Source organism: Microbacterium alkaliflavum (assembly GCF_044325405.1).
In the GTDB taxonomy this organism is placed as follows: Bacteria; Actinomycetota; Actinomycetes; order Actinomycetales; family Microbacteriaceae; genus Microbacterium; species Microbacterium alkaliflavum.
In genome coordinates this window covers 33,533-55,972 of sequence record NZ_JBIQWL010000002.1, presented here as the reverse complement: position 1 = coordinate 55,972, position 22,440 = coordinate 33,533, and the positions used below count along the sequence as shown (strand labels likewise).

Here is a 22,440-nt window from a genome sequence, read left to right as displayed (position 1 = left end):
AGCATCGAGCCGCCCGCCCGCGCCGATCAGTAGGGCTGCAGCACGCCCGTCAGCAGCAGCACGATGAGCGTGCCGCCGAGCAGGAGCCGGTAGATGACGAAGGGCAGGAAGCTGTGCTTCGAGATCCAGGCCATGAGGAACGCGATGATGCCGAGGCCCACGAGGAAGGCGACCACGGTCGCGACGGCCGTCTCGGCGAGCGTGAAGACCGTCGGCTCGCCGAGGCTCTTGACCAGCTGGTACAGCCCGCTGCCGAAGACGGCGGGGACGGCCAGCAGGAAGGCGTAGCGTGCGGCCGCGGCGCGCTCGTAGCCGAGGAACAGACCCATCGTGATCGTGCCGCCTGAGCGCGAGACGCCCGGGATCAGGGCGAGCGACTGCGCGAGGCCGTAGAGGATGCCGTGGCCGACCGTGAGGTCCTCCATCTTGCGGCGCTTGCTGCCGACCCAGTCCGCCACGCCGAGCAGGATGCCGAAGATGATCAGGGTCGCCGCGACGAGCCACAGCGAGCGCAGGGTCGTCTCGATCAGATCCTGGAACAGGATGCCGAGGACCACGATCGGGATCGTGCCGATGATGATCATCCAGCCGACCTTCGCGTCGGGGTCGTTGCGCGGGATGCGGCCGATGAGGGCGCGCCACCAGTGCGAGACGATGCGCACGATGTCGCGCCAGAAGAACAGCAGGACGGCCGTCTCGGTGCCCAGCTGCGTGATCGCGGTGAACGCGGCGCCCGGGTCCTGTGCACCGGGCAGGAGCTCGCCCAGGATGCGCAGATGCGCGCTCGACGAGACGGGGAGGAATTCGGTGAGTCCTTGGACGAGCCCGAGGATGATGGCCTCGAAGAAGTGCATGGACGCCTTTCAGTAGCTGCGGATGAGATCGGTCAGCACCTGCTGACCGAAGACGAGCGCGTCGAGGGGAACGCGTTCGTCCACACCGTGGAACATGCCGGTGAAGTCGAGTTCGGCCGGCAGTCGCAGCGGTGCGAATCCGTAGCCGGCGATGCCGAGAGTCGACAGCGCCTTGTTGTCGGTGCCTCCGCCCATCAGGTACGGGATGACGGGAACGCCGGGGTCGTGACGGCCGAGGGCCGCCACCATGGCGTCGACGAGATCGCCCGCGAACGGCACCTCCAGGCCGATGTCCTGGTGGACGACCTCGATCTCGACGTCGTCGCCGACGATCGCCTGGATCTCGGCGAGCACGGCCGCCTCGGTGCCGGGAAGCGCCCGCACGTCGATGAGCGCCTCGGCGCGATCGGGGATGACGTTGTGCTTGTAGCCCGCCGTGAGCCCCGTGGGGTTGGTCGTGGTCCGCAGCGTGGAGCGGATGAATCCGGATGCCGCTCCCGTCGTCTCCGCGAGAACATCGGGGTCGTCGGCCGAGACGCCGGTGAGGGCGGCGAGGCCGTCGAGCAGCTCGCGCGTCGTGCCGGTGAGGCTGATGGGCCACGCGGTGCGGCCCAGCGCCGCGACGGCCTCGGCGAGGCGCGTGACGGCGTTGTCGGGATGGTGACGGCTGCCGTGGCCCGCCCGGCCGCGAGCGACGAGCTTGATCCAGGCGAGGGCCTTCTCCCCCACCTGCAGCAGGTAGGCGCGGCGGCCGTCGGCCGTGATCGAGTAGCCGCCGACCTCGCTGACCGCTTCGGTCGCGCCGGCGAACCACTCGGGCCGGTCGCGGACGACGAGGGCCGAGCCCTCGACGCCGCCGTTCTCCTCGTCGGCGAAGAAGGTGAGGATGAGGTCGCGTTCGGGCTGCTCCCCCGCACGGAGGATGTCGGCGACCGACGTGAGGATCATGGCATCCATGTCCTTCATGTCGACCGCGCCCCGGCCCCAGAGCATGCCGTCGCGGATCTCGCCGCCGAACGGGTCGACGCTCCAGTCGTCGGCGATCGCCGGGACCACGTCGAGGTGGCCGTGCAGGATGAGCGCGGGCTTCGTGCGGTCGCGGCCCTCGACGCGCGCCATGACGTTCGTGCGGCGCGGGATCGGCTCGTAGTGCTGCGGCGTGAGGCCCAGCGATTCGAGATAGGCGCCGACGTACTCGGCGGCCTCGCGCTCCCCCGTCGCCCGCCCCCCGCCGTGGTTGGTCGTGTCGAACCGGATGAGATCTCGCGCGATCCGCACGACCTCGGGAAGGTCGGTTTCGGGCGTGGGCATGCGGACTAACCTACCGGGCGCCCGTGACGACTCTGTTTCCAGACGGTTAGCCGAATCTTGGCGCCGGGATGCTGTGCGCAGGGGGATTCGTCCCTACCGCCCCCGGCGCGTTCGCAGCGACACCTCGAACAGAAAATGAAAGACGGCCCCCCGTGACCGGGGAGTCGTCTTTCATTTTGTGCGCGAGGGGGGACTTGAACCCCCACGCCCTATACGGGCACTAGCACCTCAAGCTAGCGCGTCTACCTATTCCGCCACCCGCGCATCTGGGTGATTTTCGGTTTCGCAACCGAAGATCGACACTATCACGTTCCGCGCCGGACGAAGAATCGTGGCTCAGCCCATCGTGACGCCGAAGCCCAGACCGAGCACGTACGTGACGGCGGCGGCGCCGAATCCGATCGCGAGCTGACGCAGCGCGCGGCGCAGCGGCGGGCCGCCGGAGAGCAGTCCGACGGCGGCTCCCGTGGACAGCAGGGCGATGCCGACGAGGATGAGCGCGACGACGACCGCCGTGATGCCGGAGAGGCCGAAGATCCACGGCAGCACGGGGATGATGGCGCCCGAGGCGAAGAACAGGAAGCTCGAGAGGGCGGCCCCCCACGCGCTGCCGATGACCTCGTGGGAGTCGACGACCTCGACGGGCCCCGTGTACGTCGTCTGCGCCTTCTGCGAACGCGCCGCCGCCACGACGCGCCGCGCGCGGGCGAGGGCGTCGGCCTCCGGCATCCCCCTCGTCCGATACACGAGCGCGAGCTCGTTCGCGTCGATGTCGAGGTGCGGCAGCGCGTCATCGGCGTAGCCGTTGGGCTCGGTCGCCTCGAGCAGCTCGCGCTGCGAGCGCACCGACACGAACTCCCCCGCGCCCATCGACAGGGCGCCCGCGAGGAGGCCCGCGACGCCGCTGAAGAGCACGAACTGGGCCGAGACGCCGGTCGCGCCGATGCCCATGACGAGGGCGAGGTTCGAGACGAGGCCGTCGTTGGCGCCGAAGACGGCGGCGCGGAACGTGCCCGACAGCCGGCGCCGGCCGCGTGCCGCGAGGCCGCGCACGACCTCATGGTGGATCTTCTCGTCGGCCGCCATCGTCGGGGTCGCGAACGGCTCGTCGTCGTACGGTGAGCGCCCCTCCGCGTTCTGCGCGAGGGCCAGGACGAAGATCGACCCGAAGCGTCGCGCCATCCAGCCGAGCAGCCGCGTGCTGAAGCCGGGGCGAGGAAGCCGCTGCGGCTCGCCGCCGAGCAGTCCGAGCCAGTGCGCCTCATGCCGCCCCTCGGCGTCGGCGAGCGCCGAGAGGATCTCGCGCTCCTCGCCGTCGCGGCGCGCGGCGAGCTCGCGGTAGACGCGCGCTTCGGCGCGCTCGTTGACGAGGTACTGCGCCCAGCGACGTCGGTCGCGGGAGGTGGGTGCGGCGGGCGCGCTCAAACAAGCCTCCAAAGGCTGCGGTGCGGGGGGATGCTTCCACGCTAGTCAGCGCCGAGACGCGGCATCCGCGAAAAGCCCCGATTGCCAGCATTTCGGGCCCCCGAACCAGCACGCCGCGCACAGGGAACCGCCCCGGCTGCCCGCACGGAAAGCGGAACGGCAGCCGGGGCGGTCGTCGGTCGCGGATCAGCCGGTGAAGTCGGCCGTCCAGCGGGTCGTGGCGCCGGCCGGGAACCGGTACCACGCCGTCGGCACCGCGACGACCTCGGCATGGCCGTCGACGCGGACCTTGCCGTTGGGCGCCGTCACGCGCTCGCCGTTGACGTACCAGGCGACGCCGTCGGTCGCATGCACCTGAACCTCGTCCTTGCCGGTGCCCGGTCGGTCGCGCAGCTCGGGCTCACGCGGCGTCGCGTCGACCGTCAGCAGCGGGACCTTCGCGAAGTCCATATCCGACGCGAGATACCACCCCGTGTACGCCGGCTGGTTGTACGTCGTCTGCTGACGGGCGATCTCGCTCCGGTACTGGATGTCGTGCATGAGCGTCACGAGCTTGTGCGATGTCACGTCGGTCGAGACGTAGATCCGCAGCGCGGAAGAGTCCGTCGTGCGCACCACGAGCTCTTCGCGCCAGTCGCCCAGGATGTCTGCGACGAGCGAGGGGTTGCCCTTCGTTCCGTTGTTGGTGCGCGTATCGGTCGCCGTGAGCAGACGCCCGCGGAGGCGGTCGTCGATGGTCGGCGTCGCGTTGCCGCTGCCGTTGACGATCTGGGTCGTGAGGTCGCCCGACCAGCGGATCGACATGTTCGTGCCGGGCATCGAGGTGCCCAGAGCCGTGCCGTCGGCCGCGCGCAGCCGCGTCGCCCACGTCTCGAGGCCGGGCACCGTCGGATCGATGTCGCCGATCATCCCGCGTCCCGTGTCGCGCCCGGAGTACTCGCCGTAGATGACTTCGCCGGTCGCGGCATCCCGCAGCGCGTACCCGTACGGAGCCGACGTCGCACCCTCGTGCACCGTGAAGATCTCGAGTCCGGGACGATTCGGGTCGATGTCGGTGACGTGCATCGCGTCGCCGTGCCCGAGGCGGGCGATCTGGCCCGGCTGGGCGCTCTGCGGCGGCAGCGTGTCGAACGAGCTGTACAGCAGCGAGCCGTCGTCGTCGATCGTCGCGGAGCCGTAGACGATCTCGTGCTTTCCGTCCCCGTCGACGTCGGCGGCGCTGAGCGAGTGGTCGCCCTGCGTCGTGATCGTCGCGAACTCGGGGTCGGTGCCGTCACGCCCGTGCGGGGTGTCGTTGAACGGGTTCGTCATCGGCACGTGCCCGCTGTCGACGAACCAGCGCTTGACCAGCTGTGTGCCGTCCCAGTCGTACGCCGCCATCGTCGTGCGTGTGTAGTAGCCACGGGCGAAGATCGCCGAGGGGTGCGTGCCGTCGAGGTAGGCGACCCCCGAGAGGAACCGGTCGACGCGGTTGGCCGGCTCGATGCGCGGCAGCGCGTAGTCGCCCCAGACGAGACCGTCGTCGCCGCGCGGCGGCTCGTAGTGCACCGTCTGCAGCTCGGCGCCGGACAGACCGTCGAACACCGTCAGGTATTCGGGGCCGTCGACGATGAACCCCTCCCAGTTGCCGAGCCTGTTGTTCGCGCTTCGGCTCGGAGCGTAGACGTCGATGAAGTAGTTCGTCAGTTCGGTCGCGTCGGCCTCGGAAAGCGGGTACTGGTGCGTGACCGGGACGCCCCAGGCCTGCTCGAGCGTCGCCGGCCACTCTCCCGAGGCCACCTCGGGGCGGTCCTGCCAGTCCATGAACGTCTGGACGAGGTGCGCGCGGAAGTCCGCGTTGCTCATCCGGTAGTCGTCCTGGTTCGTGTACCCGGCGGCGAGGTCGTCGGCGGGCATCGTCACGTACGACTCCGTCTTCACCGAGCCGTCGGCGTTGAACGTGGTCGTCTTCGTGCCGGGCGCGGTCTTCATCATGAGTTCGCTGCGCCCGTCGCCGTCGAAGTCGTAGGCGAGGAACTGCGTGTAGTGCGCACCCGCGCGGATGTTGACCCCGAGCGAGATCCGGCTGAGGAGCGTGCCGTCGAGCTCGTAGGTGTCGACGTAGACCTCGCCCGTGTAGCCGACCTGCGACACGTCCTTCGAGTTCGACGGGTCCCACTTGACGACCAGCTCGTAGGCACCGTCGCCGTCGACGTCGGCGACGCTCGCGTCGTTCGCCGAGTACGTGTACGCCTCGCCCTTCGGCGTGATGCCGTCGGCGGGCTTGCGCAGCGGCACCGTGAGGTAGTTCGTGGCGCTCGGCGCCGCGACGTCGCTCGCCTCCCCCGCGATGCCGTCGACGACGGGCGTCACGGTGTAGCGCGAGGAGGTCGTGCCCGCCGCATCCACGTAATTGGTGCTGTCGGTGACGGTCGCGATCGGCTGCCCGTCGCGGGCGACCACGAAGTCCGGCCCTGCGATGCCGGTCGCGGTGGAGCCGGTCGCCTCGGACGCGAGCAGGCGCCAGCTGACGAACACGCCCTGGGTTGTCGAGACCGCGACGAGCCCTCGGTCGAGCGCCTCGAGCTGAGGCAGGCCGTCGGGCGTCGCCTCGCTCGCGAACGGGCCGGCATGGTCGGGCGGAGCGGCGGCTGCGGCGTAGCCGGAGCCTGCCACGAGGCATCCCGCAGCGAACACTGCGGCGAGCGCACGGAACGGACGGAGTCCGTGATTCATCGTCGAATCCTTCTCTTCCTGGGGACACGTCCGAGCGAACCATGAATCGTTCCACTCAGACAGGAATGCGCTTTCCGTGCGGCACTTGGCACGCTACCCGAATCAGTCGCGAGGGGTCAACCCCCTCAGGAGTGGACGCGCTTGCGCAGCACGTCGATGCGCGCCTGAAGCTGCGCGACGGTGGCCTGGGCGACGGCGGGACCGCCGCAGATGCGCCGCAGCTCTCCGTGCACCGAACCGTGCGCCTCGCCCGATTGGCGGGCGTACAGCCCGACGAGGCTGTTGAGCAGCTGCCGCTGCTCCTTCAGCGTGCGGTGGAGAGCCTGCGGCGGCGCCGGGGCGGCGTCGTCCGCAGAGGATGTCTCCGTCGCCTCGCGGGCCTTGCGATGCCTGCTCTGGCGCGCCTGGCGCTGCATGAGCAGCTCGTGCACGTGCTCGGGCTCGAGCAGGCCCGGGAGTCCCAGGAACTCCTCCTCCTCGATCGTGCCGGGCACGGCGAGCTGCCCGAATTCCTTGCCGTCGAACAGGACGCGGTCGAAGTGGGCCTGCGAGCCGAGCGCCTGGTACGTGAACTCCTCGGTGAGCGCATCGGATGCCTTGTCCTCGCGCTCCGCGGCATCCATGAGGTCTTCTTCTGCGTTCCACTCGTCGTCGGAGTCGGAGTCGCGATCGAGGGCATGGTCGCGCTGGCGCTCGAGCTCGTTCGCGAGGGCCAGCAGCTGCGGGACGTTCGGGAGGAAGACGCTCGCGGTCTCGCCGCGCCGGCGCGCGCGCACGAACCGGCCGATGGCCTGCGCGAAGAACAGCGGGGTCGAGGCGCTCGTGGCGTACACGCCGACCGAGAGGCGCGGCACGTCGACGCCCTCCGACACCATGCGCACGGCCACCATCCAGCGGCTCGTGGCCTTCGAGAACTCCTCGATGCGGCTCGAGGCCTCCGCCTCGTCGGACAGCACGACGGTCGGCGCCTCGCCGGTGATCTCGTGGAGGATCGCGGCGTAGGCCCGCGCCGCCGTCTGGTCGGTCGCGATGATGAGCCCGCCGGCATCCGGGACATGCTCGCGCACCTCGGTGAGCCGGCGGTCGGCCGATCGGAGCACGGCGGGGATCCAGTCGCCCTCCGGGTCGAGCGCCGTGCGCCACGCCTGCGACGTGATGTCCTTGGTGTTGTCCTGGCCGAGCTGGGCCTCCATCTCGTCGCCAGTCTTCGTGCGCCAGCGCATCTGCCCCGCGTACACGAGGAACAGCACGGGTCGCACGACGCCGTCTTCGAGCGCGCGCCGGTAGCCGTAGGCGTAGTCGGTGCGCGAGAGGCGGATGCCCTTCTCATCGGGGTGGTACTCGACGAACGGGATGGGCGCCGTGTCGCTGCGGAACGGCGTGCCGGACAGCAGCAGCCGCCGTGTCGCCCGCTGGTACGCCTCGCGCAGGGCTTCGCCCCAGCTGAGCGCATCGCCGCCGTGATGCACCTCGTCGAGGATCACGAGGGTGCGCTTGTCCATGATGAGCCGCTGATGGACGGATGCCTTCACCGCGACCTGCGCGTAGGTCACGGCGACGCCGTGGTAGTGCCGCGCGGGCGCGAAGTGGCGGTTGCTGAAGGCCGGGTCGAGGCGGATGCCGACGCGGGCCGCAGCATCCGCCCACTGCGTCTTGAGGTGCTCGGTGGGCGCGACCACCACGATGCGCTCGACGATGCGGCGACGGAGCAGCTCGCTCGCGAGCCGGAGGGCGAACGTCGTCTTGCCGGCGCCGGGCGTCGCGGCGGCGAGGAAGTCGCGCGGGCCCGAGCCGACGCCGTCGGGCCCGTCGAGCTCGAAGTAGCGGTCGAGGGCCTCGACCTGCCACGCGCGCAGGCGCTGCGCGGTGCCCCACGGCGCCCGCTGCGGATACGACGGCGAGAGGTGCTCGGCGGCGAAGCTGCCCAGATGCGGGCGAGCGTCGTCGCCCTGCCCGAACGAAGTCGCGTCGAGCTCGGAGGCTTCGGCGAACGACACGTCGTCGATCATCGGCCTCCCCTCCGCGCATGCGCCCCGCGACGCAACGACTGACCACCCTAGACGAGCCCACCGACGCCCGGGTCGCGCGTCCGGCGGCCTGCCCGGGCGATAGCCTGGTGAGAGGTCATAAACCGAGGAAAGCCGATGCCGAGACGCGACGATCACCGCACTCCGTACGTCCCCAATGCCGGACCGCACCCGTGGCGGCGCTATGTCGCGATCGGCGACTCCTTCACAGAGGGGGTGGGCGACCCCGAGCCGGATGCGCCGAACGGGTTCCGCGGGTGGGCCGACCGGGTCGCCGAGGTGCTGTCGCAGCAGGTCGACGACTTCGCGTACGCGAACCTCGCCATCCGCGGTCGCCTCATCGGCCAGATCGTCACGGAGCAGGTCGAGCCGGCCCTCGCGCTCAAGCCCGACCTCATCACGTTCTCGGCCGGCGGCAACGACGTCATCCGCCCGAACGGCGATCCCGACGCCATCGCGCAGCTGTTCGAGGACGCCGTCGTGCGGCTGACCGGCGGCGGCGCGACGCTCGTCGTGTTCACCGGCATCGACACGAACTTCACGCCGGTGTTCCGCGGCATCCGCGGCAAGGTCGCGATCTACAACGAGAACATCCGCGCGATCGCCGACAAGTACGACTGCATCGTCGCCGACCAGTGGGCGCTCAAGGAGGTGCAGGACATGCGCTTCTTCGACGACGACCGCCTGCACTACAACGCGCTCGGCCACCACGAGGTGGCGCGCATGGTGCTGCGCGCCCTCAATGTGTCGAACGACCTCCAGCCCATGCAGCCCGATCCGCTTCCGAACCGCACGTGGCGCGAGGCCCGCGCGGTCGACCTCGTGTGGGCGCGCGAGTACCTCGTGCCCTGGGTGCTCCGGCGCCTGCGGCACCAGTCCTCGGGCGACAACGTCACGGCGAAGCGCCCCGACCCGCTTCCCGTCGTCACCCTCGCTCCGGGGCGGGATGCCGCGGCCCCGCGCGGTGAGCAGGTCTGAGCCCCGCGGTCACCGCCGCGCTGACGCAAGTCAGCGCCCACGCCGAGCGCGAGTCGAGCCACGCCGAGCGCGAGTCGAGCCTGCGGGGTCGCGTCGAGCTCCGGGCGTCGGGTCGATCCTCCCGGTGGCATGACTCACCCCCGAGAGCTCGACCGGGGCGCAAAAGCTCGACTCGCACGGACGGGATGCCGCGGCCCCGCGCGGTGAGCAGCTCTGAGCCCGCGGCATCCCTCCCGCCCAGAGCCCGTGCTGCCATCGAGCGCCCACGTTCTGCCCTGTTCATAGCGCGGGCGCTCGGCGAGAGCACGGGCTATGGACGAGGAGGACCTACCCGACCCGCAGCTCCCACATCGCGACGGCCGCGGCGGCGGCGACGTTGAGCGAGTCGACACCACCGGCCATCGGGATCGTCACGACCGTGTCGGCAGCCGCCAGCGCGCCGCGGGACAGGCCGTCGCCCTCGGCGCCGAGCATCAGCGCGACCCGCTCCGGCGCGGCCGCGGCGAAGGCGTCCAGCGGCACGGCGTCGTCGGCGAGCGCCAGGGCCGCGAGCTGGAAGCCGAGGTCGTGCAGGATGCCGCGCGCCTCGCTCCACTCCGGAAGGCGCGTCCACGGCACCTGGAACACCGTGCCCATCGAGACGCGCACCGATCGGCGGTAGAGCGGATCGGCGCACCGCGGCGAGACGAGCACGGCGTCGGCGCCGAGACCCGCCGCCCCGCGGAAGATCGCCCCGACGTTCGTGTGGTCGACGATGTCCTCCAGCACGACGACGCGCCGGGCCTGCGCCACCACCTCGGCGACGGAGGGCAGCACGGGGCGGTGCATCGCGGCGAGCGCACCGCGATGCACGACGTACCCGGTCAGGCCCTCGGCGACCTCCGACGAGACGACGTAGACGGGCACCCCCGGCTCGTCGCCCAGCACGTCGCGCACGTCGTCGAGCCATTTCTCCTGCACGAGCACCGACCGCGGCCGGTGTCCCGCGCGCACGGCACGGGCGATCACCTTGGCCGACTCCGCGATGTACAGGCCGCCCTCGGGCTCGAGCACGCGGCGCAGCGCGACGTCGGTGAGATCCCGGTAGTCGGCGAGCCGCTCGTCGTCGGGCGAGTCGATCGGGATGGCCTGCATCCGTCCACCATCCCACGAGGCGTCCGTAACATGCCGGAAAACCGGCGGGCGTACTCTCGGACCCGAGGGGGTGCCATGACTCTCGTGACCGAGTTCGACGCACAGACGACAGAGGTCGTCGAGCGCGCCATCCAGACCCTCGCCGGCCGCCGCATCGCGGTGCTCACCGGCGCGGGGGTCTCGACCGATTCCGGCATCCCCGACTACCGCGGCAAGGGCGCACCCGTGCGCACGCCGATGACGGCGCAGGCGTTCCTCGCGAGCGAGGAGTCGCGTCGCCGCTACTGGGTCGGCAGCCACCTCGGGTGGAAGGCGTTCGCGTCGGCCGAGCCGAACCCCGGGCACCGCGCGCTCGCCCGCCTCGAAGCCGACGGCGTCGCGTCGGGCGTCGTGACGCAGAACGTCGACGGCCTGCACGTGCGCGCGGGGAGCCGTCGCGTCGTCGAGCTCCACGGCACGATGCGCCGGGTCTTCTGCACGCACTGCGGCCAGGTCTTCGACCGCCGCGACCTCGCTGCGCGCGTCGAGAGCGACAATCCCTGGATCGCGGTCCCCGAGAACGTGCCGCTGGGCCCCGACGGCGATGTGCTCCCCGAGAGCACCGACGGCTTCGTCGTCCCGGAGTGCACCGTGTGCAGCGGGATGCTCAAGCCCGACGTCGTGTTCTTCGGCGAGTTCATCCCGGCCGAGAAGTTCCGCGAGGCCGAGCAGCTCGTGCACACGAGCGAGGCGCTCGTGGTCGCCGGCTCGTCGCTCGTCGTCAACTCGGGCATCCGGCTCGTCGAGCGCGCGCGCCGTCGCCGGCTGCCGGTCGTCATCGTCAATCGCGGCCAGACGCGCGCCGACGCCCGCGCCACGATCAAGATCGACGCGGGCACGAGCGACGTGCTGCGCGCCTTCGCCGAGGCGCTGCCCGCGGCGCGCTGAGGTTCGGGGCGCGGTTAGGCTCGAACGGTGACGACCCTCATCCTCGTGCGCCACGGCGAGACCGACTGGAACCGTGACCGACGCATCCAGGGCTCGACGGACGTCCCCCTGAACGACACCGGCCGTCAGCAGGCGAGGGATGCCGCGGCCACGCTGCGCGAGCGGCTCAACCCCGACGTCCCCACGCTCGTCGCGGCGAGCGACCTCTCACGCGCCCGCGAGACGTCGGAGATCATCGCGAACGAGCTGGGCCTGGACGCACCGCAGCTGTACCCCGAGCTCCGCGAGCGCGGCTACGGCGTCGCGGAGGGACTCAACGTCGACGAGTACTTCGAACGCTGGGGCGACTGGCACGGCACCGACGTGCCGGAGGCCGAGACCCGCGAGGCGCTGCGCGAGCGCGCGCTGCACGGCCTGACCCTTGTGACGCGGGATGTGCGCCGCGCGACGGCGCCGGCCCCGGCGACCGTCATCGTCGTCACGCACGGCGCGCTCATCCGCGAGGTCATCCGTCACGCGAGCGGCGGCACGCTGCCGCTCGAGGGCGAGCGCCTCGCCAACGCGTCGGCGCACACCGTGCTCTTCGAGCGCGAGCGGCTGCGTCTGCTCTCCTACACGCCCGTCGCGGTCTGACCGCGCGGGTCGATCGGGGGCCGTCAGGCTCGCCTGAGGATGTTGCGTCTGCTCTCGTACACGCCCGTCGCGGTCTGACGCCCGGGTCGACCCGTCCGTCGATCGGGGGTCGTCAGGCCCGCTTGAGGATGCCGCGCGCATGGCGCAGCACGGGCTCGTCGACCATGCGGCCCTCGTACGTGAAGACGCCCCGCTCCCCCGCAGCCGCCTCGAGCACGCCGTTCGCCCACTCGATCGAGCCGGCGTCGGGACGGTAGGCGGCGCGGATGACCTCGACCTGGCTCGGATGGATGCACGCGGTCGCGGCGAACCCCGACGCCGCGGCATCCGTCGCCTCGATCCGGAGGCGCTTGATGTCGGCGATGTCGAGGTGCACGGCGTCGATCGCGGCCTTGCCGCGCGCGCCTGCGGCCAGCAGCGTGCGACCCCGTGCGTAGCGGGCGATGTCGCGATAGCGGCCGTTCGGCTTGCGGGTGGACGTGCCGCCGAGGCTCGCGACGAGGTCTTCCGCGCCCCACATGAGGGCGACGACATTGGGGAGGTCGGCGATGCGCTCCGCAGCCGCAACGCCCTTCGCCGTCTCGAGGAGGGCGACGACGTCGAACCGCCGGTCGACCCTGGCGATGCGCTTGGGAGACTCGGCCTTGGCGACCATGATCGTGCGGTAGTCCGTCTGCGACAGGGTCGCGAGGTCGGCCGCGTAGGCGTCGGAGCCGGTCGGGTTGACGCGCACCACGACCCGCGCCGGGTCGAGGTCGGACTCAATGAGGGCGCCGCGCGCCGCCGCCTTGTCGGCGGGCGCGACGGCGTCCTCCAGATCGAGGATGACGGCGTCGGCCCGCTCGAGGGCCTTCGCATAGCGCTCCGGCCGGTCGGCGGGGCAGAACAGGATGGCGGGACCGAGGTCGAACGTCACGGAGTTCCTTCCGTCGGGGCGGGTGGGGCATCCCGGCACCACATGAGCGCGACGCGTGTCGCGGTCGCGACGATCACGCCCTCCTGATTGCGGCCCGTGTGCCGCATCGTCACGATGCCTTGCCCCGGTCGCGACCCCGAGCGGCGCTTGGAGACGATCTCGGTCTCGGTGTACAGCGTGTCGCCGTGGAACAGCGGCGCCGGGAAGGCGATGTCGGTGAGGCCGAGCTGCGCGACGAGGGTCCCCTGCGTGATCTGCGAGACGGATGCCCCGACCATGGTCGCCAGCGTCCACATCGAGTTCATGAGGCGCTGGCCGAACGGCTGCGTCGCGGAATAGGCGGCATCGAGGTGCAGCGCCTGGCTGTTCATCGTGAGCGACGAGAACAGCACGTTGTCCGCCTCGGTCGCCGTGCGGCCCGGACGGTGCACGTAGCGCACCCCGACCTCGAGCTCTTCGTAGTACAGCCCGCGCTGCAGCACCTCGGGGGCACGCTGCTCGTGGGTCTCGTCGAAGCCCGTGCCGTCGCCCACGGTCGCCACGCTACCCGTCGAGCCCGAGGGCGCGCGAGATGACGAGGAGCTGCACTTCGCTCGTGCCCTCGCCGATCTCGAGGATCTTCGAGTCGCGGTAGTGTCGCGCGACCGGGTACTCGTTCATGAACCCGTTCCCGCCGAAGACCTGCGTCGCGTCGCGGGCGTTGTCCATCGCGGCGTCGCTCGCCGTGAGCTTCGCGATCGCCGCCTCGGTCTTGAACGGCTTGCCCGCGTCGCGAAGACGCGCGGCATGCCGCCACGCGAGCCGCGCCGTGTGCACGCGCGACTGCATCCGCGCGATCGTGAACTGGATGCTCTGCCGGCGCGAGAGCGGCTCGCCGAACACCGTGCGCTTCGTCGCGTAGTCGATGGATGCCTCGAGGCATCCCTCCGCCGCACCGGTCGAAAGCGCCGCGATCGCGATGCGCCCTTCGTCGAGCGTGTGCAGGAAGTTCGCGAAGCCGCGGCCGCGCTCGCCGAGGAGGTTGCCCTCCGGCACGCGGGCGTCGACGAACGTGAGCGGATGCGTGTCGGACGCGTGCCAGCCGACCTTGTCGTAGGGCGCCTCGACGGTGAAGCCCGGCGTGCCGTTGGGCACGATGATCGTCGAGATCTCCTTGCGCCCGTTCGACTCGCCGGTCACGGCGGTCACCGTCACGAAGCGCGTGATCTCGGTTCCCGAGTTCGTGATGAACTGCTTCGCCCCGTTGATCACCCACTCGCCGCCGTCGAGGCGCGCGGTCGTGCGTGTCGCGCCGGCGTCGGAGCCCGCCTCCGGCTCGGTCAGGCCGAATCCGGCGAGCGCGCGGCCTGCCAGCAGGTCGGGCAGCAGCTCCTGCTTCTGGGTGTCGGTGCCGAAGCGGAAGACGGGCATCGCACCGAGGCTCACCCCCGCCTCCAGCGTGATCGCGATGGACTGGTCGACGCGGCCGAGGCCCTCGATCGCGAGGCAGAGCGCGAAGTAGTCGCCGCCCTGTCCGCCGAGCTCCTCGGGGAACGGCAGGCCGAACAGCCCCAGCTCCCCCATCTGCGCGACGACGTCGAGCGGGAGGGTCTTGGTGCGGTCGGCCTCGTACGAGCGGGGCGCCACCACCTCGTCGGCGAACTCGCGGACGAGCTTCGTGAGCTCGAGCTCGTCGTCGGTCAGGTCGTGCTGAATCATGCGTGTCATCTCCGTCGACGTCACGATCCCATTACGTCCGTTGTGGGGACATGGGGCTACTGGTTAGTGTGCACTAACTGGTTATCCAGGTTAGCGAGGATTAACTGAAATGACAAGCGGCCTGACCGAGCGCGATCGCGCGAAGGCCGACCGGCAAGCGGCGCTCCTCCACGAGGCGGCGCGCCTTTTCGCCGAGCGCGGCTTCAGCGGCGTGAGCCTCGAGGACCTCGGTGCATCCGTGGGCGTGAGCGGCCCCGCCGTGTACCGGCACTTCGCCAACAAGCAGGCGCTGCTGAGCGCGATCCTCGTGGGCGTGAGCGAACGGCTGCTGGCCGGCGGCCAGGAGGTCGTGAGCCGTCACGACGATCCGTCCGCGCAGCTGCAGGCGCTCATCGCATTCCACGTGGACTTCGCGCTGCGCGACGCCGACGTCATCCGCGTGCAGGACCGCGACCTCGCGAGCCTGAGCGACGACGACCGAAGTCGCGTGCGACGCCTCCAGCGCGAGTACGTGGAACTGTGGATCCGGGTGCTCGCGAGCGTCCACCCGCAGCGCGGCGACGCCGACCTGCGTGTGCGCGCACACGCCTGCTTCGGCCTCATCAACTCGACACCGCACAGCATGCGCGGCACGCGTCAGCCGGCGGGCGACCGCACGGTGCGACCCATCCTCGAGTCGATGGCGCGGGCTGCGCTCACGGTCTGAGGCGGCGCGATGGCGAGCGACCAGACGAACGCGATCGGAGACGGCGACGCGGATGCCGCGACCCCGCCGCCCTCTGGCTCGCCCGCGTCGGACAGCTCGCGCCGCGACTTCCTGAAGTACGGGGGCATCGCCGCCGCAGGACTCATCGTGGGCGGCGGCGTCGGCGCCGCGGCGGGGGCGGGGATCGGCTACCAGGCCGGCGCCGAGGACTACGGCGCGCTCGCGCCCCGGAAGGAGCCCGGCTTCGACCACGTCGTCGTGCTCATGGGCGAGAACCGCTCGTTCGACAACTTCCTCGGCTGGCTCTACACGCGGGACAACCTCCCCGCGGACGCGTCGTTCGACGGGCTCGGCTTCGGCGACCACTCGAACGTCGGCCCCGACGGCACGCGCATCGCCGCCCACATCTACTCCGGCCCGACCGACGTCGTGATGGGGTCGCCGAACCCCGACCCCGGCGAGGAGTATCCGCACGTCAACACGCAGCTGTTCGGCACGGTCCAGCCGCCGTCGAACGCGACGAGCCAGGTCGCCGGCATGGCGGCGCCCTTCAACGCCCCGCCCGCAGGCACCCGGGCGACGATGGAGGGCTTCCTCCAGGACTACTGGAACAACGTGACGCGCCTGCGTCAGGGCAAGGAGCCGTCGGCGGAGGAGGCATCCCAGATCATGGGCGGATTCTCCCCGGAGCAGCTCCCCGTCCTCTCGACCCTGGCACGCGAGTTCGCGGTCTTCGATGCCTGGCACGCGGGCGTGCCGTCGCAGACCTACTGCAACCGGTCGTTCTTCCACGCCTCGACCTCGCACGGCTTCGTCACCAACGAAGGCGGGCCCGGCTACTCCAAGTGGCTCGACGCGTCTCCCGCATCGACGATCTTCAACCGGCTCGAGGATGCGGGGCTTTCCTGGCGCGTGTACTTCGACGAGTTGCAGCTCGTCTCGCTCACGGGCGTGCTGCATGCGCCCGTGCTCGAGAAGTACTGGCGGACCAACCGCTTCGTGTACATGTCGCACTTCTTCGAGGATGCGAAGAACGGGACGCTGCCGGCCTACGCCTTCATCGAGCCGCGGATGGTCTACAACCACAACGACTTCCACCCTCCCGTCGGCGTCTACCGTGAGGGCGACATCGGCGACGAGGAGATCGTCGACTCGGCGGTGAGCGACGTGCGCGCGGGAGAGAAGCTCGTCGCGAGCGTCTACGACGCGATCAAGGCGAGCGCGAGCACCACCGGATCGAACGCCATGAACACGATGCTGCTCATCGCGTTCGACGAGCACGGCGGCACGTACGACCACGTGCCTCCTCCGGCCGCGACCGCTCCCGAGCTCGAAGCGCCCGCGGGCGAGATGGGCTTCCGGTTCGACCGCCTCGGGGTGCGGGTGCCCGCGATCGCCGTCTCGGCGTACACGCGGGCCGGCACGATCGTGCACGACGAGATGCATCACGCCGCCGTGATCGCGACCCTGTCGCGGCTGCACGGGCTGCGACCGCTCACGCGGCGCGACGACGGCGCGAACGACCTCTTCTCGATCGTGAACCTCGACGCCCCGCGCGACCCCCGCACGTGGCCCGTCGTGCAGCCGATGTACGTGCCGCCGAATCCCGACGACGACGAGCCCGGCACCGGAGCGCAGAAGGACAAGCCGCTGAGTCCGCCCGGACGTGGGCTCGTCGGTCTTCTGCTCGCGCGGTTCGGCGAGCCCGGGGCGCCCGAGCCGAAGACCTACGAAGACGCGTATCGCATCCTGCAGGCCCACGGACTCGGGCTGTTCTACCCCAAGGAGTGAATCGGACGCTCCCCGCCCCGTGGTCCCGAACAGGACGATTCCACCGGATTCGGACCGGGGAGCGAACCTGATCCGAATCCGGTGAAACGGTCCGAAATGGGTGAGCCGAAAGCGGCCGAGCCGCCTCAGCGCATGAGCATCGCTCGGCCGGGCTCGCGGAGGATCGCGCCGACGTCGGCGAGGAACCGGGAACCCTGCTCGCCGTCGACGAGCCGGTGGTCGAACGACACCGCAAGCGTCATGACGTCGCGCAGCGCGATCTCGCCGTGGTGCTCCCACGGCTGCCGCCGCACGGCGCCGATCGCGAGGATGCCGGCCTCGCCAGGATTGAGGATCGGCGTTCCCGCGTCGACGCCGAAGACGCCCACGTTCGTGATCGAGAAGGTGCCGCCCATCATCTCGGCCGGGGCCGTCTTGCCCGCCCGCGCCGTCTCGGCGAGCTGTCCGATCGCGTCGGCCAGCTCGACGAGGGTGAGCGAATCGGCGTCGCGGATGTTCGGCACGACGAGTCCTCGCTGCGTCGCGGCGGCGATGCCGAGGTTCACGTAGTCGAACTCGACGATCTCGCCGTGCTCCTCGTCCCAGGTCGAGTTGAGCTCGGGCGTGCGGGCCAGCGCGAGGCACACGGCCTTCGCGGCGATCGCGAGGATGCCGATGCGGTGGCCCGCGAGTGAGCGATCGGCCTTGAGCGACGCGATGAGCTCGGTCGTGGCCGTCACGTCGACGGTGAGGAACGTCGTGACGTGCGGAGCCGTGAAGGCGCTGCGCACCATCGCCTCCGCCGTGTGCTTGCGCACCCCGCGGATCGGGATGCGGCGCTCCCCTGCGCGGTGCTCCCCCGCGAGCTCCGCGGGCGAGGCAGGCACCGTCTCGACCAGCGGCTCGGCGCGCGCCGCGGCCGCCGCACCGATCCGATCGGCGTACGCCTCGACGTCGCCGCGCGTGATGACGCCGGCCGCGCCGGTCGGCTCGACGAGGCCGAGGTCGACGCCGAGGTCCTTCGCGAGCTTGCGCACGGGCGGCGTCGACTTGGGGCGCTCGATGGGCGCCTCGATCGTCTCGGGCGCGTGCAGCACGTCGTGCGGCGCCGCCTCGAGCACGGCCGTATCGGAGGCGTGCGATGAGGTGGACGCGGCCGCGACGCGCGCGCGGCGCTGCGGCCTTCCCGCCGACTGCGGTGCGGCGCCGTAGCCGACGAGGTTCGGCTGCGCCTTCTCCTCGGGCGCAGGCGCGGCGGGTGCCTGAGCCTCTGCGGGGGCGGTCGGGGCCGCCGTCGCGGTCGCGGTCGCCGCTGGGGCCGGGGCCGCAGCATCCGTTCCCGCGATGTCGAACGCGATGAGCACGGAGCCGACCGCGACGATGTCGCCCGCCTGCGCGTGCAGCTTCGAGATCACCCCCGCGAACGGCGACGGCAGCTCGACGACGGCCTTCGCCGTCTCGACTTCGGCGATCGTCTGGTTCAGGGTGACCGTGTCGCCCTCCGCGACGAGCCATTGCACGAGCTCGGCCTCGGGAAGTCCCTCGCCGAGGTCGGGGAGTCGGAACTCCTGGATCACAGCTCGCTCACCCCCGAGAGGCTGTTCGGTCGGTCGAGCACGCGGTCGACGCCGTCGAGGATGCGGTCGAGGTCGGGCAGGTGGTGCTTCTCGAGCTTGGCGGGCGGATAGGGGATGTCGTGCCCCGTGACGCGCACGGGCGCCGCCTCGAGGTAGTTGAAGCACTTCTCCGTGATGCTCGCGATGAGCTCGGCGCCGACGCCCGCCTCGCGGGCCGCCTCGTGCGTCACGACGACCCGGCCCGTCTTGCGGACCGACGCCGCGACGGTGCGGTAGTCGACGGGCGAGATCGAGCGCAGGTCGATGACCTCGATCGAGATGCCGTCGTCCTCCGCCGCGGTCGCGGCATCGATCGCCACCGGAACCTGTGCGCCGTAGGCGAGCAGCGTCACATCCGAGCCCTCCCGCGCGATGCGCGCGAGGCCCATCGGCGGGGCGTCGGCGAGGTCCACGCCCAGATCGACCTCGCCCTTGGAGTGGTACAGCCGCTTGGGCTCGAAGAAGACGACCGGATCGTCCGAGGCGATGGCCTGGCGCAGCATGACATAGGCGTCCTGCGGGTTCGAGACAGCGACGACGCGCAGGCCCGACGTGTGCACGAAGTACGCCTCCGGCGACTCCGAGTGGTGCTCGGCGGCGCCGACGCCCCCCGCCCACGGGATGCGGATCGTGATCGGCATCTTGACGTTGCCGCGCGTGCGGTAGTGGAGCTTGGCCACCTGGCAGACGATCTGGTCGAAGGCGGGATAGACGAAGCCGTCGAACTGGATCTCGACGACGGGCCGGTAGCCGCGGAACGCGAGCCCCACGGCGGTGCCCATGATGCCCGCCTCGGCGAGCGGCGTGTCGATGATGCGCTGCGCGCCGAACTCGTCGAGAAGGCCGTCGGTGATGCGGAAGACGCCGCCGAGCTTGCCGATGTCCTCGCCCATGACGAGCACCTTCGGGTCGTCGGTCATGGCCCGGCGCAGGCCTTCGTTGATGGCCTTGGCCATCGTGAGCTGCGTCATCGCCCGGCCTCCGGCTCGAATCCGGCCAGGTACGCGGCGAAGTGCTCGCGCTGCTCGGCGAGGCCCGTGTGCGGCTCCTCGTAGACGTGGTCGAACACGCCGATGGGCTGGCGCGAGACGGCGCCCAGCGCCGCGGCGCGCACGGCGCCGCCCAGGCGGTCGGCGTCGGCCGCGACATCGGCCTGGAAGTCGTCGCCGAACTCGTTCTGCGAACGCAGGAGGGCCTCGACACGGCTGATCGGGTCGCGGCGCTTCCAGCGCTCGACCTCTTCCTTGTGGCGGTAGCGCGTCGGGTCGTCCGATGTCGTGTGCGGACCCATGCGGTACGTGACGGCTTCGATGAAGGCGGGGCCCTTGCCGCTGCGGGCGTGGTCGAGCGCCCAGCGCATCGCCGCGAGGCTCGCGAGGACGTCGTTGCCGTCGATGCGCATGCTCGGGATGCCGAATCCCGGCGCGCGCCCGGCGATGGGGAACTTCGCCTGCACCGTGACAGGCTCGGAGATCGCCCACTGGTTGTTCGTGCACACGAATACGACGGGCGCGCGGAAGGACGAGGCGAAGATCATCGCCTCGTTGACGTCACCCTGGCTCGACGCCCCGTCGCCGAAGTACGCCGCCGCGACCTGGTCGGTGCCGTCGCGCTGGATGCCCATCGCGTACCCGACGGCGTGCAGGCTCTGCGCGCCGATGATGATCTGCGGAGTCGCGGTGTTGATGTCGTACGGGTTGTAGGTGGAGTGCTCCTCGCCGCGCCAGGCGATGACGAAGTCGGCGGGCTTGGCGCCGCGCACGTACTGCACGCCGATCTCGCGGTAGCTCGGGAAGGCGAAGTCGTCGCGCCGGAATGCGTGCGCGGTGCCGACCTGCACGCCCTCCTGGCCCTGGCACGGCGCCCACAGGCCGAGCTGGCCCTGACGCTGCAGCGCGACGCCCTCCGTGTCGATCCGGCGGACGAGCGTCATGTCGCGGTAGAGGCGCTGCAGGGCGGCGGCGTCGACGTCGGCGACCCACCGGTCGAGCTCCGGATCGGCGACGCGCTCGCCGTCTTCGTTCAGCAGGCGGGCGACATCGTCGACATCTGTCGCGAGATCCGTCTGTGGTGTGAGGGTGTGCATCGTCGGTCATCCCTTCGCGAGGCGATCCGCCCTCGTGAGGCGGTCGACATCGGAGTGCCGGCACCGTCGCCGACTACCTCGAAGGTACGTCGATTTTGCACCTAGCTCAAGCATCACGACGCCTGCTGAGCATGTTGCCAAAGTCAGGGTCGGATTGACGTGCTAATCTTTCGCACTATGACCAACCTCGATCGCGTCGATCTGCAGCTGCTCACAGCTCTGTCGGCGGACCCGCGCGCCACCGTGGTCGCCCTCGCCGACAAGCTCGGACTCTCGCGCAACACCGTGCAGGCCCGCATGGGCCGCCTCGAGCGCGCGGGCGTCTTCCTCTCCTACGAACGGGCCATCTCGTCGTCCGCGCTCGGCTTCCCCATCGAGGCGTTCGTGAGCGTCGTCGTGCGCCAGGCCGATCTCCCCCGCATCGGCGACGAGCTCACCCGCATCCCCGAGATCGTGCAGGTGCACGGCCTCAGCGGCCAGATCGATCTGCTCGTCCGGGTCGCGTGCCGCGACACGCAGCACCTCTTCGAGACCGATGCCCGCATCCTCGCGATCGAGGGCGTCGAGCGCACCGAGACCTCTCTCGTCATGGGCGAGGTGATCGGCTACCGCGTCGCGCCGCTCATGGCGTTGGCAGGGCGGGAGGACTGACGACCTCGTCGGCGCCGCCGTGCTCGGCATCCATCCGCACCAGCACGACGCCGACGAGGATGAGCACGCCGCCCGCGAACTGGATCGGCGCGGGCACCTCCCCCAGCAGCAGCCACGCGAACCCGAGGGCGAACAGCACCTCGGACAACCCGACGAACGACGCGACGCGCGATCCGATGCGCGGCACCGCCATGACGCCGAGCGCGTAGCCGAGCGTCGTGCCCACCGCGGCCACCCAGACGAGCGGCACGAACCAGGGCAGCGTCGCCCCGGAGAGCACGACCTCGACAGCGGGCGCCTGGAACGGGAGGATGCCCGAGACGCACAGCACGGCCATGAGGGCCGCGCCGACCAGCAGCCCGCCCGACGCGAGGGCGAGCGGCGGGAGGTCGTCGCCGGCGCGCTCGGAGATGAGGAAGTACGCCCCGACGCAGACGGCCGCGCCGAGCGCGAGCAGAGTGCCGAGAAGGTCGAACTGCGCGCCGGAGATGTCGACGACGAGCACGAGGCCGACGATCGCGACGACCGATCCGATCATGACGAGACGCGACGGCGCGCGCCTCGTGCGCACCCACGCGAGTCCGACGAGCAGGACGGGGGCGAGGTACTGGATGAGCAGCGCCACCGCGACGGGCATCCGCTGCATCGCGGCGAAGAAGAGGATCTGGCATCCGGCCACCGCCGTGAGGCCGAAGCCCACGATCAGGCGCCAGTGCCGGCGCACGAACGAGCGCTCGCGACGCATCGCGAGGAAGAGCGCGGGCGACAGGATCAGGCCCGATACGCCCATGCGGACCAGGAGCGCGGCACCGAGCGACCAGCCCGCTTCGAGGAGCGGCTTGATGAGCGGTCCGCTCGACGAGAAGGCGAGCGCGGATGCCACGGCCATGACCAGACCCGCCGTGGAGACGCGTCGGTGCGAACCGGTGTGCGGCAGAGTGGTGGTCGCGGTCATCGCAGCCCGCCTGTCAGGAGCGTCGGAGGTTACACTAG

The 22,440-nt window shown here is 70.9% G+C and carries 19 protein-coding genes and 1 tRNA gene; 6 read left to right on the top strand and 14 right to left on the bottom strand.

What is annotated here, in order from left to right; translation table 11 throughout:
- Window positions 1-26 precede the first annotated feature (26 nt).
- The 6 genes from ACH3VR_RS05235 to ACH3VR_RS05210 form a co-directional block, all read right to left on the bottom strand.
- The gene (locus ACH3VR_RS05235; RefSeq protein WP_396639714.1) at window positions 27-854 is read right to left on the bottom strand and encodes an undecaprenyl-diphosphate phosphatase; all 828 of its coding nucleotides are present in this window, start codon (window positions 852-854) and stop codon (window positions 27-29) included.
- Between the two features lie 9 nt (window positions 855-863).
- A complete protein-coding gene (locus tag ACH3VR_RS05230) occupies window positions 864-2,165 on the bottom strand; it encodes a M20/M25/M40 family metallo-hydrolase (protein WP_396639713.1) in 1,302 nt (433 codons plus the stop codon).
- 179 nt (window positions 2,166-2,344) lie between these two features.
- Window positions 2,345-2,429, bottom strand: a tRNA-Leu gene (locus tag ACH3VR_RS05225).
- A 72-nt stretch (window positions 2,430-2,501) separates the two neighbouring features.
- Window positions 2,502-3,590, bottom strand: a complete 1,089-nt coding sequence (locus tag ACH3VR_RS05220; RefSeq protein WP_396639712.1) for a VIT1/CCC1 transporter family protein — start codon at window positions 3,588-3,590, stop codon at window positions 2,502-2,504.
- 186 nt (window positions 3,591-3,776) lie between these two features.
- Window positions 3,777-6,305 (bottom strand): rhamnogalacturonan lyase, encoded by a 2,529-nt coding sequence (locus tag ACH3VR_RS05215; RefSeq protein WP_396639711.1) that lies wholly within the window; start codon window positions 6,303-6,305, stop codon window positions 3,777-3,779.
- Window positions 6,306-6,430: 125 nt separating this feature from the next.
- The gene (locus ACH3VR_RS05210; protein WP_396639710.1) at window positions 6,431-8,314 is read right to left on the bottom strand and encodes a DEAD/DEAH box helicase; all 1,884 of its coding nucleotides are present in this window, start codon (window positions 8,312-8,314) and stop codon (window positions 6,431-6,433) included.
- A 135-nt stretch (window positions 8,315-8,449) separates the two neighbouring features.
- Here ACH3VR_RS05210 and ACH3VR_RS05205 point away from each other — a divergent pair, with 135 nt between their 5' ends.
- Complete coding sequence (locus tag ACH3VR_RS05205; RefSeq protein WP_396639709.1) at window positions 8,450-9,310, top strand: SGNH/GDSL hydrolase family protein; 861 nt, start codon at window positions 8,450-8,452, stop codon at window positions 9,308-9,310.
- 327 nt (window positions 9,311-9,637) lie between these two features.
- On the opposite strand, the gene ACH3VR_RS05200 is transcribed toward ACH3VR_RS05205, so the two are convergent.
- Window positions 9,638-10,444, bottom strand: coding sequence for a TrmH family RNA methyltransferase (locus tag ACH3VR_RS05200; RefSeq protein ID WP_396639708.1), 807 nt, complete (start codon window positions 10,442-10,444; stop codon window positions 9,638-9,640).
- 75 nt (window positions 10,445-10,519) lie between these two features.
- On the opposite strand from ACH3VR_RS05200, the gene ACH3VR_RS05195 reads away from it, so the two are divergent.
- Together ACH3VR_RS05195 and ACH3VR_RS05190 are read left to right on the top strand one after the other, a co-directional pair.
- Window positions 10,520-11,371, top strand: coding sequence for a Sir2 family NAD-dependent protein deacetylase (locus tag ACH3VR_RS05195; RefSeq protein ID WP_396639707.1), 852 nt, complete (start codon window positions 10,520-10,522; stop codon window positions 11,369-11,371).
- A gap of 27 nt (window positions 11,372-11,398) precedes the next feature.
- Window positions 11,399-12,004, top strand: a complete 606-nt coding sequence (locus tag ACH3VR_RS05190) for a histidine phosphatase family protein (protein ID WP_396639706.1) — start codon at window positions 11,399-11,401, stop codon at window positions 12,002-12,004.
- 112 nt (window positions 12,005-12,116) lie between these two features.
- Here ACH3VR_RS05190 and ACH3VR_RS05185 read toward each other — a convergent pair whose 3' ends face one another.
- From ACH3VR_RS05185 to ACH3VR_RS05175, 3 genes are read right to left on the bottom strand one after another with little or no spacing between them, the layout of a single operon-like run.
- The gene (locus ACH3VR_RS05185) at window positions 12,117-12,920 is read right to left on the bottom strand and encodes an HpcH/HpaI aldolase/citrate lyase family protein (protein ID WP_396639705.1); all 804 of its coding nucleotides are present in this window, start codon (window positions 12,918-12,920) and stop codon (window positions 12,117-12,119) included.
- Window positions 12,917-13,453: a MaoC family dehydratase gene (locus ACH3VR_RS05180; RefSeq protein WP_396639704.1), complete on the bottom strand. Its 537-nt coding sequence runs from the start codon at window positions 13,451-13,453 to the stop codon at window positions 12,917-12,919. Before ACH3VR_RS05180 ends, ACH3VR_RS05185 begins: the two co-directional genes overlap by 4 nt.
- A 10-nt stretch (window positions 13,454-13,463) precedes the next feature.
- A complete protein-coding gene (locus tag ACH3VR_RS05175) occupies window positions 13,464-14,618 on the bottom strand; it encodes an acyl-CoA dehydrogenase family protein (protein ID WP_396639703.1) in 1,155 nt (384 codons plus the stop codon).
- A gap of 109 nt (window positions 14,619-14,727) precedes the next feature.
- On the opposite strand from ACH3VR_RS05175, the gene ACH3VR_RS05170 reads away from it, so the two are divergent.
- Window positions 14,728-15,324 carry an SACE_7040 family transcriptional regulator gene (locus ACH3VR_RS05170; protein WP_396639702.1) on the top strand — a complete coding sequence of 199 codons (597 nt, stop codon included), beginning with the start codon at window positions 14,728-14,730 and terminating at the stop codon, window positions 15,322-15,324.
- A 9-nt stretch (window positions 15,325-15,333) separates the two neighbouring features.
- Window positions 15,334-17,115: an alkaline phosphatase family protein gene (locus ACH3VR_RS05165; protein WP_396639701.1), complete on the top strand. Its 1,782-nt coding sequence runs from the start codon at window positions 15,334-15,336 to the stop codon at window positions 17,113-17,115.
- A gap of 125 nt (window positions 17,116-17,240) precedes the next feature.
- Here the strand turns inward: ACH3VR_RS05165 and ACH3VR_RS05160 are convergent, their stop codons facing one another.
- Genes ACH3VR_RS05160 through pdhA form a run of 3 tightly spaced genes read right to left on the bottom strand, consistent with a single transcriptional unit; the run spans window position 17,241 to window position 20,796 of the window.
- Entirely contained in the window at window positions 17,241-18,671 is a 1,431-nt protein-coding gene (locus ACH3VR_RS05160; protein WP_396639700.1) for a dihydrolipoamide acetyltransferase family protein, read from the bottom strand.
- On the bottom strand, window positions 18,668-19,681 hold the full coding sequence (locus ACH3VR_RS05155) for an alpha-ketoacid dehydrogenase subunit beta (RefSeq protein ID WP_396639699.1): 1,014 nt from the start codon (window positions 19,679-19,681) through the stop codon (window positions 18,668-18,670). The genes ACH3VR_RS05160 and ACH3VR_RS05155 overlap by 4 nt, the downstream gene beginning before the upstream one ends.
- Window positions 19,678-20,796 carry a pyruvate dehydrogenase (acetyl-transferring) E1 component subunit alpha gene (gene pdhA, locus ACH3VR_RS05150; protein ID WP_396639698.1) on the bottom strand — a complete coding sequence of 373 codons (1,119 nt, stop codon included), beginning with the start codon at window positions 20,794-20,796 and terminating at the stop codon, window positions 19,678-19,680. The genes ACH3VR_RS05155 and pdhA overlap by 4 nt, the downstream gene beginning before the upstream one ends.
- 177 nt (window positions 20,797-20,973) lie before the next feature.
- Between pdhA and ACH3VR_RS05145 the strand changes: the two genes are divergently transcribed.
- Window positions 20,974-21,447, top strand: coding sequence for an Lrp/AsnC family transcriptional regulator (locus tag ACH3VR_RS05145; RefSeq protein WP_396639697.1), 474 nt, complete (start codon window positions 20,974-20,976; stop codon window positions 21,445-21,447).
- Here ACH3VR_RS05145 and ACH3VR_RS05140 read toward each other — a convergent pair.
- On the bottom strand, window positions 21,419-22,402 hold the full coding sequence (locus ACH3VR_RS05140; protein ID WP_396639696.1) for a DMT family transporter: 984 nt from the start codon (window positions 22,400-22,402) through the stop codon (window positions 21,419-21,421). The genes ACH3VR_RS05145 and ACH3VR_RS05140 overlap by 29 nt on opposite strands.
- Between the last annotated feature and the right edge of the window lie 38 nt (window positions 22,403-22,440).

Excerpts from the sequence above, each read along its gene's own strand:
- ACH3VR_RS05210 (WP_396639710.1), bottom strand. The coding sequence starts at position 8,314 with ATGATCGACGACGTGTCGTTCGCCGAAGCCTCCGAGCTCGACGCGACT.
- ACH3VR_RS05235 (WP_396639714.1), bottom strand. The coding sequence starts at position 854 with ATGCACTTCTTCGAGGCCATCATCCTCGGGCTCGTCCAAGGACTCACC.
- ACH3VR_RS05195 (WP_396639707.1), top strand. The coding sequence starts at position 10,520 with ATGACTCTCGTGACCGAGTTCGACGCACAGACGACAGAGGTCGTCGAG.
- ACH3VR_RS05170 (WP_396639702.1), top strand. The coding sequence starts at position 14,728 with ATGACAAGCGGCCTGACCGAGCGCGATCGCGCGAAGGCCGACCGGCAA.
- ACH3VR_RS05175 (WP_396639703.1), bottom strand. The coding sequence starts at position 14,618 with ATGATTCAGCACGACCTGACCGACGACGAGCTCGAGCTCACGAAGCTC.
- ACH3VR_RS05215 (WP_396639711.1), bottom strand. The coding sequence starts at position 6,305 with ATGAATCACGGACTCCGTCCGTTCCGTGCGCTCGCCGCAGTGTTCGCT.
- pdhA (WP_396639698.1), bottom strand. The coding sequence starts at position 20,796 with ATGCACACCCTCACACCACAGACGGATCTCGCGACAGATGTCGACGAT.
- ACH3VR_RS05205 (WP_396639709.1), top strand. The coding sequence starts at position 8,450 with ATGCCGAGACGCGACGATCACCGCACTCCGTACGTCCCCAATGCCGGA.
- ACH3VR_RS05165 (WP_396639701.1), top strand. The coding sequence starts at position 15,334 with ATGGCGAGCGACCAGACGAACGCGATCGGAGACGGCGACGCGGATGCC.
- ACH3VR_RS05145 (WP_396639697.1), top strand. The coding sequence starts at position 20,974 with ATGACCAACCTCGATCGCGTCGATCTGCAGCTGCTCACAGCTCTGTCG.
- ACH3VR_RS05155 (WP_396639699.1), bottom strand. The coding sequence starts at position 19,681 with ATGACGCAGCTCACGATGGCCAAGGCCATCAACGAAGGCCTGCGCCGG.
- ACH3VR_RS05140 (WP_396639696.1), bottom strand. The coding sequence starts at position 22,402 with ATGACCGCGACCACCACTCTGCCGCACACCGGTTCGCACCGACGCGTC.
- ACH3VR_RS05230 (WP_396639713.1), bottom strand. The coding sequence starts at position 2,165 with ATGCCCACGCCCGAAACCGACCTTCCCGAGGTCGTGCGGATCGCGCGA.
- ACH3VR_RS05200 (WP_396639708.1), bottom strand. The coding sequence starts at position 10,444 with ATGCAGGCCATCCCGATCGACTCGCCCGACGACGAGCGGCTCGCCGAC.